The sequence below is a fragment of the Exiguobacterium sp. SH5S4 genome (assembly GCF_004337045.1).
GTDB classification, from domain to species: domain Bacteria; phylum Bacillota; class Bacilli; order Exiguobacteriales; family Exiguobacteriaceae; genus Exiguobacterium; species Exiguobacterium aurantiacum_A.
On the sequence record NZ_SJUQ01000019.1, the window covers coordinates 17,856 to 31,403 of the forward strand.

Consider the following 13,548-nt stretch of genomic DNA (forward strand, 5'->3'; position numbering starts at 1 on the left):
TGAACACGTGAGAGACATGGCTCATTGTGCCATAACGTTTAGGCAGAAATCAATTCTCATCCCAAACTTTGACTTCAGCCATCTTCGTGCCTTGGCGAAGTTTGACCGCATGCTCAAGACCTGACGTCACTTTACCGAACACAGTATGAACCCCATCAAGGTGCGGTTGTGGCGCATGGACGATGAAGAACTGTGATGAGCCCGTGTTGCGCCCGGCGTGTGCCATCGAAAGCGAGCCGGCTTCATGTTTGTACGGGAACGAAGTCGACGTCTCACAAGGAATCGTTTTACCTGAACCGCCCATACCTGTTCCGTCCGGGCATCCGCCTTGACTGACGAAGCCTGGGATGACACGGTGGAACGTCAATCCGTCGTAGAAGCCGCGGTTCGCGAGCTCTTCGAAGTTGTCGACCGTGATCGGTGCTGCGTCATGGAATAAATCAAATTCAATCATTTCACCGTTCTCTAATTTCATTGATCCTTTTTTCATATGGAAATACCCCTTTTATGTTCATATAGTCAATAATCACTCACATTACCCATCTTATCAAAAAAAGACGTCTGCCTCCACTGTTTTGTGGAAACAGACGTTCTGACTTACTGGATGACCGCGTGGACGAGCGGACGTGCCTCTGGTTGAGTGGCGCCGATCGTGTAAGCATGATCCATGCGTTCAAGTGCCGAAGACATGTCTTCGATGTTTGAACGAAGGACCGCGATGACGTCACCCGCCTCGACTTTGTCGCCGACTTTCTTCTCGAGCGTGATACCGGCCGCGAAGTCGATCAAGTCGTCCTTCGTTGCCCGTCCCGCTCCGAGGAGCATCGCTGCGACACCGACCTCGTCCGCGATGATCGATTCGACGTAACCGGCTGTCTTCGCGACGAACGTCGTCTCAAATTTCGCTTGCGGGAATTTAGTCACATCATCGACGAGTGAGGCGTCCCCACCTTGTGCCGCGACGAACTGACGGAACACTTCAAGCGCGTGACCGTCGGACATCCGGCGTTCAAGATCGGCGTATGCTTCGTCAAACGTCTTATAAAATTCACCGAGGACGGCCATATGACCGGCGATCGTGAGTGCGATCGTTTTCAAGTCTTTGACGTCTTTCCCAGACAATACTTCAATCGCCTCTTTCACTTCGTTCGCGTTCCCGATCTCAAAGCCGAGCGGTTGGTCCATATCGGTGATGACGGCGATCGTCTTGCGACCGACGTTCTTCCCGATGGCGACCATCTCTTCAGCGAGTGCTTTCGCGTCGTCGAACGACTTCATGAACGCACCAGAGCCTGTCTTGACGTCGAGGACGATGCTGTCGGCACCGGCAGCGATCTTCTTCGACATGATCGAGCTCGCGATGAGCGGGATCGACTCGACCGTCGCCGTCACGTCGCGGAGCGCGTAAAGACGTTTGTCGGCCGGCGTCAAGTTGCCCGTCTGCCCGATGATCGACATCTTGATGTCGTTCACTTGCTTCGTGAACTGCGCTTCCGTCAGCTCGACGTTGAACCCTGGGAATGATTCGAGCTTGTCGATCGTCCCACCTGTATGACCGAGCCCGCGCCCGCTCATTTTAGCGACCGGGATACCGATCGAGGCGACGAGTGGGGCGACGATCAAACTGATCTTGTCGCCGACGCCACCTGTTGAGTGCTTATCGACTTTTTTCCCTTTAATTTTAGAAAGGTCGATGACGTCACCTGACTTGACCATTTCCATCGTCAACGCCGCCGTCTCTTTCTCGGTCATGCCGTTGAAATAAATCGCCATCGACAAAGCAGACATTTGATAGTCTGGAATCGTCTCATTCGTGAAGCCTTCCACGACGTAGCGGATCTCCTGTTCGTTTAATTCTCCACCGTTACGTTTTTTCAAAATCAAGTCGACCATACGCATAAGTTTTGTCCTCCTAGAATTGTTTTAGTCACATGCTTTTAATCGTGCCACGTACGAGTGAAAGGAAGTCTTGGCGGACGCGCTCTGTCGTCTCGATGACTTCTTCGTGGTTGAGCGGTTGGTCAAGGATACCTGCGGCCATGTTCGAGACGCACGAAATTCCGAGGACACGCATGTCTGAGTGACGAGCCACGATGACTTCTGGTACGGTCGACATGCCGACGACGTCGCCGCCGAGCAGACGGGCCATCTTGACTTCAGCCGGTGTCTCGTATGTCGGACCGGTGTTCCCGAAGTAAACGCCTTTTTGAATCTTGAGACCGAGGTCTGACGCGACCCGCTCTGTCAACGCGACGAGTTGTTTGTCATACGCCTCTGACATGTCCGGGAAGCGTGTCCCGAAGTCGCTCGCGTTCTTGCCGATGAGCGGGCTCGTGCCGAAGAAATTGATATGGTCCGTGATGATCATCAAGTCGCCCGGGTTGAACGCCTCGTTGCAAGCACCAGCGGCGTTCGTGACGATGAGCGTCTCGACACCGATCAATTTGAGGACACGGACCGGGAACGTGACTTGTTCCATCGAATATCCTTCATAGAAATGGAACCGTCCTTGCATCGCAACGACACGTTTCCCTTCAAGGTCACCAAAGACGAGCTGTCCGGCATGGCCTTCGACTGTCGAGACCGGGAAGTGCGGAATATCTTCGTAAGGAATCGCGACCGGATTCTCGATCTCGTCGGCGAGCACGCCAAGACCCGATCCGAGAATGAGTCCGATTTCTGGCGTTCCGTTCATGCGTTCCTGTAAAAATGCTTTTGTTTCGTTCCAATTTACCATGTGTAGTGCCTCCTCAAATTTCGTTTAAGAAACTGTTTCCGATTGCTGGTGCGTCGACGTCAAAGTTATCCGCCACCGTGGCGCCGATATCTGCGAACGTAGCGCGAACGCCGAGGTCGACCGCAGTCGAACCGTGGTGATGGACGATGAGCGGGACATATTCCCGCGTATGGTCCGTCCCTGGTGCCGTCGGATCGTTACCGTGGTCGGCCGTGATGATCAGCAAGTCGTCTTCACGCAAGCGAGCAAACACTTCAGGAAGACGGGCGTCATACTCTTCGAGCGCGACCGCATATCCTTCCGGATCCCGGCGATGGCCGAACAATGCGTCAAAGTCGACGAGGTTCAAGAAGCAGAGCCCTTCGAACTCCTCATCAAGCGAAGCGACGAGTTTGTCCATTCCGTCCGTATTTGACTTCGTACGGACCGCTTTCGTCACGCCTTCTCCGTCATAGATATCACTGATCTTCCCGAGGGCAATCACGTCTTTACCAGCTGTTTCGAGCGTGTTCATGACCGTCTTGCCGAACGGTTTGAGCGCATAGTCGTGACGGTTTGACGTCCGGACCCAAGCACCAGGCGTTCCGAGGAACGGCCGGGCGATGATCCGTCCGAGCATGTACGGATCTTCGCGCGTAATGTCGCGCGCGTATTCGCAGATGCGGTACAGTTCTTCGAGCGGGACGACTTCTTCGTGGGCCGCGATTTGAAGCACCGAGTCGGCCGACGTATAGACGATCAACGCACCTGTCGCGACATGCTCTTCACCGAGCTCGTCTAAAATTTCCGTTCCTGACGCCGGCTTGTTGCCGATGATGTCGCGTCCACTGAACTCTTTAAGCCGGTTGATCAAATCGTCCGGGAATTCCTCGAACACACGGAACGGCGTATCGATGTGGAGACCCATGATTTCCCAATGACCAGTCATCGTATCTTTCCCGGCCGAAATTTCTTCCATCCGGCCGAACGCGCTCGGCGCGCTTGACGGTTCGATGCCTTCGATCGGTTTAATGTTCGCTAATCCGAGCTTGCCCATGTTCGGCATGTTCAAGCCGCCATGCGCACGAGCGATGTGACCTAACGTGTCTGAACCGACGTCTCCGAACTGGTCGGCATCTGGGGCTTCCCCGATCCCGACTGAGTCCATGACGACTAAGAATATACGTTTAAATTTCTTCACAAAAGTTCCTCCTTTAAGTGTCTAGGCCCGCGGGTGATGCTTACGGTACACATCGTGGAGCCGCGCCTTGTTGACATGTGTGTAGATTTGAGTAGTGGAGAGATCGGCATGGCCGAGCATTTGCTGGATGGCGCGCAGATCGGCACCATTCTCGAGCAAGTGCGTCGCGAACGAGTGACGCAGCACGTGCGGTGTGATCTCTTTCGGGATACCGGCGTCTTTCGCCCGTCGCTTGATGATCTTCCAAAAGCCTTGGCGGCTAAGCCGACCGCCACGTCCGTTCAAGAACAACGCCTCGGTCTCCCGACCACCGAGGCCGTTTCGCGCTTGCTGGATGTAACGTTCGACAAAATTTTGGGCGACCGACGACACCGGAATGATCCGGGCGCTCTCGCCTTTGCCTTCACACTGTAAATACCCCAGTTCAAACTGTAAATCATCCAAATCAAGACCGAGAAGTTCGCTGACGCGCATGCCTGTCCCGTAGAGCAGTTCGAGCATGGCACGATCCCGAAGCGCGAGCGGATCGTTCGTCGGGACGCTATCGAGCAACCGCTCGACTTCGTCTTGCGACCACGTGTCCGGCAGATGCCGCTCCGCTTTCGGCGTCTCTAAATAAAGTGCCGGATCGGTCGAGGCGCCGCCGCTCATCTTCAGATGGTGATGAAACGTGCGAATCGAACTGACGGCTCGTCGCAGTGACGAGGCGGCCCGACCCGCTTGCGACAGTTCCTCTAAATGCTTGACGATATGTGAGCGCGTGACTTCATTCCACTCGGTCACCCCAAGTTGGGTTAGTGTCGATAAGTACTGGGTCAAATCGCTCGCATAGGCTTGTCTCGTGTTGGTGGACATTCTTTTCTCAACCGTCATATATTGTAAAAACGACTCGACTTGCGAACGCATGACATCCCCCTCCTTCCTCGCTACACCTGAATACGCTTACATCATATCACTTATGTAAACCGTTGTGAAGACGTCTGACCTCATTTTTTTGTAAGTTTTTTTGACAGTTTTTTGTCATCGATTTCACGCCCGTTTTCTCCAGGAAATCGACTGACAATCCCGCTGCATCACTGGTAAGATGAACGTAGTTGAAAAGGAGTGATGACGATGAACATCGAACACGTTGCCGTATGGGTCCACGACCTCGAACGGATGCGCCACTTTTATGAGACGTATTTTGGTGCCAGCGCCAACGACAAATACACGAATCGGCACAAACAGTTCACATCGTATTTTTTAACGTTTCCGGAATCAGCGTGCCGACTTGAGCTAATGTGCCGATCCGACATCCAAAGCGAAGCGATGCCGACACTCGGCTGGGCGCATGTGGCGTTCGCGCTAGGCAGCGCCGAGGCCGTCGACGAATTGACGGCGCGCTTGCAGGCTGATGGCTATGAACTCGTCGATGGACCGCGCCTGACCGGGGACGGCTATTATGAGAGCGTCGTCCACGATCCAGAACGAAACAAAATCGAACTGACGATTTGACGGCATGATGAACAGAAAGGAGGACAAGCCGCTCGGCTTGTCCTCCTTTGTTTCGTTAACCGTTAATGACGGCTTTATGCCCTTCGAGCGTGACGCCTTTCGCTTGGCACACTTTACATATGCCATGGAACGTCAAACGATGGTCTTTGATTAAAAATTCATACTTGCTCTCGACTTTCTTCTCGACGTCGACGAGCAGGTCTTCCATAATCTCTTCGACTGATCCACACTCGACGCAGACGAGGTGATGGTGCGAATGGTTCGCCCCTTCTGGTCTGAGGTCGAACCGGGCGACACCGTCACCGAAGTTGACTTTGTCGACGACGCCGAGCTCGGTCAACAGTTCGAGTGTCCGGTACACGGTCGCGAGACCGATTTCGGGTGCGATACTCTTGACGAGCATGAACACGTTCTCTGCACTTAGATGGTCCGTCTCGTTCTCAAGCAAGATACGGACCGTTGATTCTCGTTGCGGTGTCAATTTATATCCTTTGGCGCTCAATTGCTGTTTGATCCGTTCAATTCGCGTTTCCATAAGGCGCCCCCTCTTTACATAATTCACTATTCAAAGCATACCGAAATTCCGTCGTTTTTTCAAATTAAAATTATTACTATGTAAGTTTATCACAACCTACTTCAGATTAGAATTATTTCAATTTAGACAATTGCCACCACTGAATCGCCATAATCGTCTTGGCATCGGTGATCCGCCCGCTCGCTAAAAGTTCGCTCGCTTCTTCGAACGTGTAACGCTCGACTTGTAAAAATTCATCCTCGTCTAGGTTCATCGCTCCCGCCGTCAAACCTTTGGCGACGAACACGTCGACGCGTTCGCTGCAAAATCCGGGTGCACCGTAAAACGAGAATATCTTTTCAAGCGACTCAGCTTTATAACCGGTCTCTTCCTCAAGTTCACGCTTCGCGCTCGCGAGCGGCTCTTCTCCGACCTCGAGTTTACCGGCCGGAATCTCGAGTGACATCGATTCGAACGCTTTCCGGTATTGCTCGACGAGAACGATCTTGTCGTCCTCATCGATCAATAATACCGCGACGGCCCCATTATGATACACAAGCTCTCGGACCGACGTTCCTCCGTTCGGGAGCGCGACGACATGCTTCTCGACATCGAAAATCTTCCCTTGATAGATGACTTCCCGTTCAATCGTTTTCTCTTCCATGGTTATGTACTCCTCACGTTTTCTTATATACTGTAATTATGAGTCAAATCAATGGACGGAACAAGGAGGAATTATCGATGGCAGAACTTGGACTAGGAACGATGTCGATTTTAAAACAAGGAGACGATGAGGGCCGACAGATTCTCGAAGCGGCTTATGCGTCAGGGATCCGTCATTTTGACACGGCTGACGTCTATGACCGTCACGATGTCGAACGTCTCGTCGGTGAGACGTTCGCCGGTCGGCGGGACGACTTGTTTTTGACGAGCAAAGGTGGAAATGAATGGACCGAAGACGGAATGCGCTGGAACCCAGCCCCTTCTTATTTAGAACAGGCGCTTCACGGTTCTCTCGAACGACTACAGACGGATTACTTAGACTTGTATTACGTACATGGTGGAACGATGGAAGACGACCTTGACGCGACGATCGATTTCATGCGCCGACAAAAGCAGGCCGGGGTCATCCGTCAAATCGGACTCTCCTCGATTCGTCCGAACGTGATCCGCTACTGGCTTGAGCACGGGGGGCTCGATGTCTTGATGACACCGTACTCACTGCTCGACCGCCGCATCGAATCGCTCGGGCAAGACGTTCCGCTCGTCGGTCGGGGACCGCTCGCTAAAGGGTTGTTGACCGATGAATGGTCCGATCGCTTGAGCGCTAAGGGCTTCGAGTCTTGGAGCGAACCCGAGTTACGCAACCTCCTGTCGACGTTGCCACACCCGATTCAAGCGTATGCGCTCGCTGCTGCGAAACGGACGTGTGCCGTCGTCTTGCCTGGCGCTTCTTCTGTCGAGCAGTTGCAGCAGACGATTGACGCGTATCATGGTGACATCAATGAGCGTGCACTCGATAAACTGCTGGCTCGTCTGCCGATTCATCCGTATACAAAACATACGACCTGAACGTCAGGTCGTATGTGTACCGCGCTGTTTCATTTGTTCGATCGCCCAATCGGCCCAATCGGCATAGTTTTCCATCATGCGGATCGCATATTCACTCGTCAATAAGTACCCGAGCGTGTCCGCTTCCGATTGATGGGCTGCTTGGAACGCACGAATTTGATGTGCGACTTGTTCATGATGCGTTTTCGTCTCCTCGACGTAACGGATCGCCTCGTCGAGCGGAAGCAGTTGCAGCAGGCTGACGCGCAACAGGTTCTCATCTTTCATCTTCGGCTGAAACGACGTCGGTTGTCTGAGCCAGTCAATCAACTCTTGACGTCCCGCCGCTGTGATCGAATAGATCTTCTTATCGGGAAGATCATGTTGGGTCACATGCTCTGACGAAACGAGGTGCTCGTCTTCCATCTTTAACAGTTCCCGATAAATCTGTGTATGATGGGCGTGCCAAAAGTGGATCATTTGCGCTTTGAACGTCGCGTTCAAGGCGTAGCCGGTCGCAGGCTGATGGGTCAACAACCCGAGTAGTGCATGACGTAACGCCATAACCATCACCATTCCCTTGCAGTTCAGTTTTTTTAAGTGTAGCACAATCTCTTGTAAGTCCGAGAATGTCAATCGGTTGACGGGCGCACCGAAGACACAGACAATGAGAGAAAGGAGTGATCAATCATGAAACCAATACAATCTGAACAACAATTCCAAACTGCCATTCAAGATAAAGGAATGGTCATCTTCACGACGTCTTGGTGCCCAGACTGCCGCCGCCTCGACATGTACGTCGACGAACTCGTCAAAGACTACCCGCAATTCAACTGGTACGTCGTCGATCGCGACGAACTGCCTGAACTGTCTGACACGCAGGAAGTCCGTGGCATCCCGTCACTGCTCTTCTATAAAGAAGGCGTCAAACAAGAACACCTTCATTCGGCGCATGCGAAGACGGAAATGCAAATTCGGTCGTTCCTCGACACGTTGAACGCCTAATCAAAAGACGACCGCGGTCGTCTTTTTTAGTGCGTGAATTTCTGCATGTAGCGCCTGTCGATTTGACGCTTGATCCAATACGAACACCGGCCGTGCCACGTCAAGCGCCCAAACGTGAGTAAGGCGTGTCCCGGAGTCGTCAATAAAATATTGAGCGACGTCCGCTGTTTATATGGCTTTTGGTCACCGAGGAGCGCCGACGCGACGTGACGGCCCGATCGGACCGCGTCGACGCCTCCGTTCAAGCCCATTGCCATATCCCCGGTGATGTAAATATCTTGATACGTCGCGTGACGCAAATAAGCGTCGGTCGGAATAAACGACCCCTCCTCGGCAAGGCCTGAGCGGTGCCACCACTCGACCGGCACGACTCCAGTCGCGTCAAGGACAAGACCGTCTGGCGCGTCCCCACCCTCATACTGTTGCGCGATCAGCGTCACCCCGCTTGCAACGAGACGACGGGCAATATGACGGCCGACCCGGTTCGGCAAGTCGGGCAAAATCTGCTTCGCATAGAGCGTGACGTGTTGCTTCGACCTCACGCAAGCGAAAGCGAGCTCGACGCCAGCTTTGCCCCCTCCGACGATCGTGACCGCACGGCTCGCTTGAATATGTTCGATCGCTACGTCCGTCATCGGTTTCAAGCCCGTTCCGATCCCTCGGCTCTGCGCACCTGTCGCGAGCACGAGGTGATCATAAGCGATCATACCTCGATCGGTCTCGATGATTCGTTTGACCGGGTCGAGCGAGATGAGTCTGCTCGCGACCGGTGTGACGTCCGGTCGCAAGTTGACGACTGCCGAAGCCATCTCATTTGCGATCACTTGGGGGAACGCCCCGGTATAAATCGTTTCCTCAAGTCCGACATAACTGACCTCGTACCGTTCACGCAACTGTTCGATCCGCGCTAAAATTTCGAGTTGCCCGTGACCGAGCCCGACTAGGACGAGCCGCGGCTTCATCGTAAAATCCGCCGTGCTTCCAACAGGCGCTGGCTGATCGTGAACACTTCAAGGATGAGGAACAGCGTCGCGACGACCCCGATCCACGACGGGAACAAAATCATGAGCGTGAACAAGATGAAGCACTCCGTCCGTTCAAGGAGACCCGGTTGATAATAAAATGATTTCTCAGAACGTTTTGAACTGCTGGCTCCGACGGCGAGAAACAGCGTCATCGCAACGACGAAGGATCCGAGCAAGAAGAGAAAGACCGGCATGTGCTCAGGATAACGAAGCGCCAGCGCGACGACGACCGAGATCTCGACGATGCGATCGAAGACGAGGTCGAGCACTGTGCCAAACCCCGTCTTCCGAGAGCGGCGCGCCATCGTCCCGTCAATGACATCGAGAAGACCCGATAACCAAAGCAGGGCGACCGCTGTCCAAAGCATGTCGTTATAAATAAAGAACCCGACCGAGATTCCAATGATCCCTCCAAGGATTGTCACTTCGTTCGGTGTGAAATTCCATTTTAGAAGCCGGTCGGCCCCTCGTTCAACGATGGGACGAACCCAGCGGCTTCCATACGTGTCTAGCATCAAACCACTCCTTTTTTCTTCCGCAAATAGTAGGTTTCCCCGATCTGAAACGATTCATCCCGGGGGAGAATGACGTACGTACCGGTCGCTAGGCGATACTCGCCTAGCCGATTGCCGAAGCGATTCAACTGTCGGACGAGTACGACCGGTTCGCCTGCTTGTTTCGTCACTTCCATCATCGTCGCCGGATAAGACGAACCTGAAAGCTCGATAAAGTCTCCAAACGCGGGCTCAGTCTCGTAAAGTTCGCCTGGCGTCCCCGTCGCTAGGACTTCTCCGTCCTCGAGCAACGTCACCCGATCGGCGACGAGCATCGCTTCTTCCCGGTCGTGGGTCACGAGCAGCGCCGTCAACTCGAGTTGTTGGACGAGGTCCCGGATCAGCCGCTGCAACTCGTATTTCAAATCCGGATCGAGATTCGTGAACGGCTCATCTAACAAAATGAGCCGCGGCTCGGCCGCAAGGGCACGGGCAAAACTGACACGCTGTTGCTCGCCTCCGGAAAGTTCGTGGATGTCATCGTCATATCGGCCCGGAAGGCGGACACGGGCAAGCCACGCCTCTGCCTGCTCCCGTGACCGATTTTGAGTCGCGAGCGTCACGTTCTCCCCGACCGACAAATGCGGGAACAGAAGCGGTGATTGTGACAGCATCGTGATGCGCCGCTTGTGAGGAGGCGTCCCGAGGAGCGGCTCTCCGTCCCACGTCACCGTCCCCGTGTCTGCCGTCTCAAGTCCGGCGATAATCCGTAGCAACGTCGACTTCCCGGACCCGCTCACCCCGACAAGCGCATGGATCTCTTTCTTGTCAACGATCAGGTCGACCCCGTTCAACACGTCGCGTTGTTTAAAGTTTTTTTGTATTCCCGTAACGACTAAACTCATCTTAACCGCTCCTTCATAATTCGTACCGCTACGCGAAACAATCCTCCGAGACCGATATACAACAAGACCGGCAACAAGATGAGGACCCACGTGTTTTGTAGTGCCAATGAAACGTCATTTCCCGCATACGATTGATACAGTTGTGTCGTGACGGTCGGGATGAGCCCCGCACCGATCAATTGCACGAGCACGAACTGACCGAGAACGATGACCGTCGAGAACAAGACGATCGCCCGCATCGTCGCCGCCAACAAAGGAAACAGCACCATGCTAAATCGAGGCAGCGGCGGCAGTGTCATCGTCTGCTCAAGGAGCGGGCGTCCGATCACATACATCGCATTGTAGGCGAGCCGGATCGAGTACGGGAGCGTCGAGACGAGCAAGACGAGCAAGACACCGGCATAAGTCCCGACGAGCCCGACGTTCGCGAGCACGATGTACATACCGAACATACTCGCCATGACCGGAATGAACAACGGGATAAAGACGAGCCACTCGACGAGTGTCCGCCATCTCGACTCTGTAAAAATCAGCCACCACGCTGTCCCGAGACCGAGCCAGACATTGATGACGGCCAAACTGATGACGTAGAACACCGTGTTCATGAGCACTTCATCCAATCGGATCGGAGAAGGCAAACCGAAGAGTAAGCCGAGAAACGGGAACAAGATGAAACTGATGATAAGGACCCGACTCATCGCCTCACCCCTTTTTCAATCCGGCGTCTTCGTTTGGCCGTAACGAGATACGATACAAAAGCCCCGACTGAGATCAATAGTGTCCAAACGAGTGCGACCGCGTAGGATTCATTCGCGTTTAAAAACAACCCTGTCGTCAGCCGTTCGTATGCGAGCACCCCGAGCAGCTCCGGGAATGTGACCCCGAGCAGGGCCGGTACCTCGTAAGCGAACGAGATGAACGCCACTAAAATCCAAAACGAGTCCAAGAGTGGCTTCAGTAAAAACGGCCACTCCGCGACTTTGAACTGCTCGAACCGTGTGAGTTGGAGCGTCTTCGCCATATCGAGATAGCCGCGATTCAGTTGCCCGTATGTGCCGAGCATCATCAAAAAGACGAACGGCACTTCTTTCCACACATACGTCAATATGACGACAAAGTGATGGCGCTCGTTCGCTTCCACAAGCCCGTAAAACGGAAAACCGCCCGAGAACAACAACAAAAATAAATACGCACCTGCGACATGCGGCACGAACATCGGCAATTTGAGCAGCGCTGAAAGCCAAACCGCCTCTCGAATCCGGACCGTTCGTGCCAACCACGTCCCGATGAGTAGCGAAATCGTCGTCGAGACGAGCGTCACGTAAAGCGTGACGGCTAAACTCGCCCGCCACGCCGCATCGCGCCAAAGTGACGTCCATTCGAATGAAGCGGTCTCACCGGCTAGAAATACAAGACCGGCGAGCGGTAGCAATAAGACGATGACGCTCAAGCCGACGCTACCTCGCGACACGGGACCATCCTTCACGAACTTGATCGATCACGCTCGGCCCGAAGTCGGCAATCGAACGTTCGGCAAGTTGTTCAGGGTCTGGATACGTGACGCCCGTGTCCAGTTTGAGGAAGGCTTCCCGGTCCGCTCGTTCAAGCTTCGTCAAATCGAGCGATGTCCCGTCACCCCAATACGTCGCATCTTGTTTGGCGAGTTGGGCTTCCGGTGACAACAATTCATTGATCACGACGATGGCACCGTTCGGATTGCTTGCGTTGAACGGGACCGCGAGAAAATGCGTCGAGGCGATTGAATGGTCGAGGACGAGTGCACGCGTCCCGTCTGGAAACACGCCGTCGTTTCGCTCGGCCTCAGCACGACGCTCATTGAATCCCATCGTCATCCACACGTCACCTTTCGCATAAAGTTGGTCGAGTTGGGCGAGTGACTTCGGATACGTCGCTCCTTGTTTCCACAGATTCGGTGACCACGTCGCGAGTTCATCCCAAAATGCATCCGGGATCGTTTGATCGCTTCGGATCGTTTCCCCGTACTCGGCATAGAGCAGATGGCGGACGAACGCGTTACCGGTGAAGTCTGTCACTTCAGGATACGTGAAACGGCCTGGATTTGCTTCGGTCCAACGATGCAGTTCTTCGAACGTCGCCGGAGGATTCGTCACTTTGTCGGCATCATAGTGCAGCACGAACTGAACGTTGCCCCACGCCACCTCGAGTCCGTCGGTCGGCGTCCCGGCGTCGGTCGCTTGCGCGGTCTCGTTCAAAAGTGCTGCGTTCGGGATTTTATCGAGCAGGTCGCCTTGTAGAAGCTCCGCCTCGGCCGCGTTTCTAAAATTATCGCCATTGATCCACATGAGGTCGATCGTGCCCGCCTCTCGATTCGAACGTTTATCGAGTGACAGTTGGCGAATGAATTCGGCCGTGTCCATCGGGACGCGATTCAACTCGATATCGTATGTCTCTTTCAGGCGTGGTGCGACGTAGTCATCGATGTAACGGTTGATGCCGTCGTCCCCGCCCCACAAGTAAAAGTTGACCGTCGTTTGCTCAGCCTCTTGAACCGCCTCGTCAAACGTCGGGGCCAGGTCTGCTCCCGTCGTCCCGCAGGCGCTGAGGAAAACAAGCGCAAACAGCAGCCCTAATCGTTGTAAATTCCGCATTGTGCTTCCCCTC

17 protein-coding genes are annotated in these 13,548 nt (G+C 54.0%); 3 read left to right on the forward strand and 14 right to left on the reverse strand.

What is annotated here, in order from left to right:
- Nucleotides 1–49: 49 nt before the first annotated feature.
- The 5 genes from EVJ32_RS11095 to xerD all read right to left on the reverse strand — a co-directional run bounded on the left by EVJ32_RS11095 (nt 50) and on the right by xerD (nt 4,823).
- Entirely contained in the window at nt 50–490 is a 441-nt protein-coding gene (locus EVJ32_RS11095) for a peptidylprolyl isomerase (protein ID WP_035386247.1), read from the reverse strand.
- Nucleotides 491–597: 107 nt separating this feature from the next.
- A complete protein-coding gene (locus tag EVJ32_RS11100) occupies nt 598–1,899 on the reverse strand; it encodes a pyrimidine-nucleoside phosphorylase (protein WP_131458430.1) in 1,302 nt (433 codons plus the stop codon).
- A 28-nt stretch (nt 1,900–1,927) separates the two neighbouring features.
- Complete coding sequence (locus tag EVJ32_RS11105) at nt 1,928–2,737, reverse strand: purine-nucleoside phosphorylase (protein ID WP_131458432.1); 810 nt, start codon at nt 2,735–2,737, stop codon at nt 1,928–1,930.
- Between the two features lie 13 nt (nt 2,738–2,750).
- Nucleotides 2,751–3,917: a phosphopentomutase gene (gene deoB, locus EVJ32_RS11110; RefSeq protein WP_131458434.1), complete on the reverse strand. Its 1,167-nt coding sequence runs from the start codon at nt 3,915–3,917 to the stop codon at nt 2,751–2,753.
- 21 nt (nt 3,918–3,938) lie between these two features.
- Nucleotides 3,939–4,823 (reverse strand): site-specific tyrosine recombinase XerD, encoded by an 885-nt coding sequence (gene xerD / locus EVJ32_RS11115; protein WP_016509359.1) that lies wholly within the window; start codon nt 4,821–4,823, stop codon nt 3,939–3,941.
- A 207-nt stretch (nt 4,824–5,030) separates the two neighbouring features.
- On the opposite strand from xerD, the gene EVJ32_RS11120 reads away from it, so the two are divergent.
- Nucleotides 5,031–5,411, forward strand: coding sequence for a VOC family protein (locus EVJ32_RS11120; protein ID WP_131458436.1), 381 nt, complete (start codon nt 5,031–5,033; stop codon nt 5,409–5,411).
- Between the two features lie 55 nt (nt 5,412–5,466).
- Here EVJ32_RS11120 and fur read toward each other — a convergent pair whose 3' ends face one another.
- Nucleotides 5,467–5,946, reverse strand: a complete 480-nt coding sequence (gene fur / locus EVJ32_RS11125; RefSeq protein WP_016509373.1) for a ferric iron uptake transcriptional regulator — start codon at nt 5,944–5,946, stop codon at nt 5,467–5,469.
- A 112-nt stretch (nt 5,947–6,058) separates the two neighbouring features.
- On the reverse strand, nt 6,059–6,589 hold the full coding sequence (locus EVJ32_RS11130; protein ID WP_131458438.1) for an NUDIX domain-containing protein: 531 nt from the start codon (nt 6,587–6,589) through the stop codon (nt 6,059–6,061).
- 77 nt (nt 6,590–6,666) lie between these two features.
- Here EVJ32_RS11130 and EVJ32_RS11135 point away from each other — a divergent pair, with 77 nt between their 5' ends.
- Nucleotides 6,667–7,497, forward strand: a complete 831-nt coding sequence (locus EVJ32_RS11135) for an aldo/keto reductase (protein WP_236639509.1) — start codon at nt 6,667–6,669, stop codon at nt 7,495–7,497.
- A gap of 3 nt (nt 7,498–7,500) precedes the next feature.
- Here EVJ32_RS11135 and EVJ32_RS11140 read toward each other — a convergent pair whose 3' ends face one another.
- Nucleotides 7,501–8,040, reverse strand: coding sequence for a PadR family transcriptional regulator (locus EVJ32_RS11140; protein ID WP_131458442.1), 540 nt, complete (start codon nt 8,038–8,040; stop codon nt 7,501–7,503).
- Nucleotides 8,041–8,166: 126 nt separating this feature from the next.
- Here EVJ32_RS11140 and EVJ32_RS11145 point away from each other — a divergent pair, with 126 nt between their 5' ends.
- A complete protein-coding gene (locus EVJ32_RS11145; protein WP_071397668.1) occupies nt 8,167–8,481 on the forward strand; it encodes a thioredoxin family protein in 315 nt (104 codons plus the stop codon).
- Nucleotides 8,482–8,507: 26 nt separating this feature from the next.
- Here EVJ32_RS11145 and EVJ32_RS11150 read toward each other — a convergent pair whose 3' ends face one another.
- The 6 genes from EVJ32_RS11150 to EVJ32_RS11175 are packed head-to-tail and all read right to left on the reverse strand — an operon-like array spanning nt 8,508 to nt 13,535.
- Nucleotides 8,508–9,443: an NAD(P)/FAD-dependent oxidoreductase gene (locus EVJ32_RS11150; protein ID WP_131458444.1), complete on the reverse strand. Its 936-nt coding sequence runs from the start codon at nt 9,441–9,443 to the stop codon at nt 8,508–8,510.
- The gene (locus EVJ32_RS11155; protein ID WP_070327104.1) at nt 9,440–10,021 is read right to left on the reverse strand and encodes a CDP-alcohol phosphatidyltransferase family protein; all 582 of its coding nucleotides are present in this window, start codon (nt 10,019–10,021) and stop codon (nt 9,440–9,442) included. Before EVJ32_RS11155 ends, EVJ32_RS11150 begins: the two co-directional genes overlap by 4 nt.
- A complete protein-coding gene (locus EVJ32_RS11160; RefSeq protein WP_131458446.1) occupies nt 10,021–10,905 on the reverse strand; it encodes an ABC transporter ATP-binding protein in 885 nt (294 codons plus the stop codon). The genes EVJ32_RS11155 and EVJ32_RS11160 overlap by 1 nt, the downstream gene beginning before the upstream one ends.
- Entirely contained in the window at nt 10,902–11,603 is a 702-nt protein-coding gene (locus EVJ32_RS11165) for an ABC transporter permease family protein (protein ID WP_131458448.1), read from the reverse strand. The genes EVJ32_RS11160 and EVJ32_RS11165 overlap by 4 nt, the downstream gene beginning before the upstream one ends.
- Complete coding sequence (locus EVJ32_RS11170) at nt 11,600–12,376, reverse strand: ABC transporter permease (protein ID WP_131458450.1); 777 nt, start codon at nt 12,374–12,376, stop codon at nt 11,600–11,602. Before EVJ32_RS11170 ends, EVJ32_RS11165 begins: the two co-directional genes overlap by 4 nt.
- Nucleotides 12,363–13,535 carry an ABC transporter substrate-binding protein gene (locus tag EVJ32_RS11175; RefSeq protein ID WP_131458453.1) on the reverse strand — a complete coding sequence of 391 codons (1,173 nt, stop codon included), beginning with the start codon at nt 13,533–13,535 and terminating at the stop codon, nt 12,363–12,365. Before EVJ32_RS11175 ends, EVJ32_RS11170 begins: the two co-directional genes overlap by 14 nt.
- Nucleotides 13,536–13,548 lie beyond the last annotated feature (13 nt).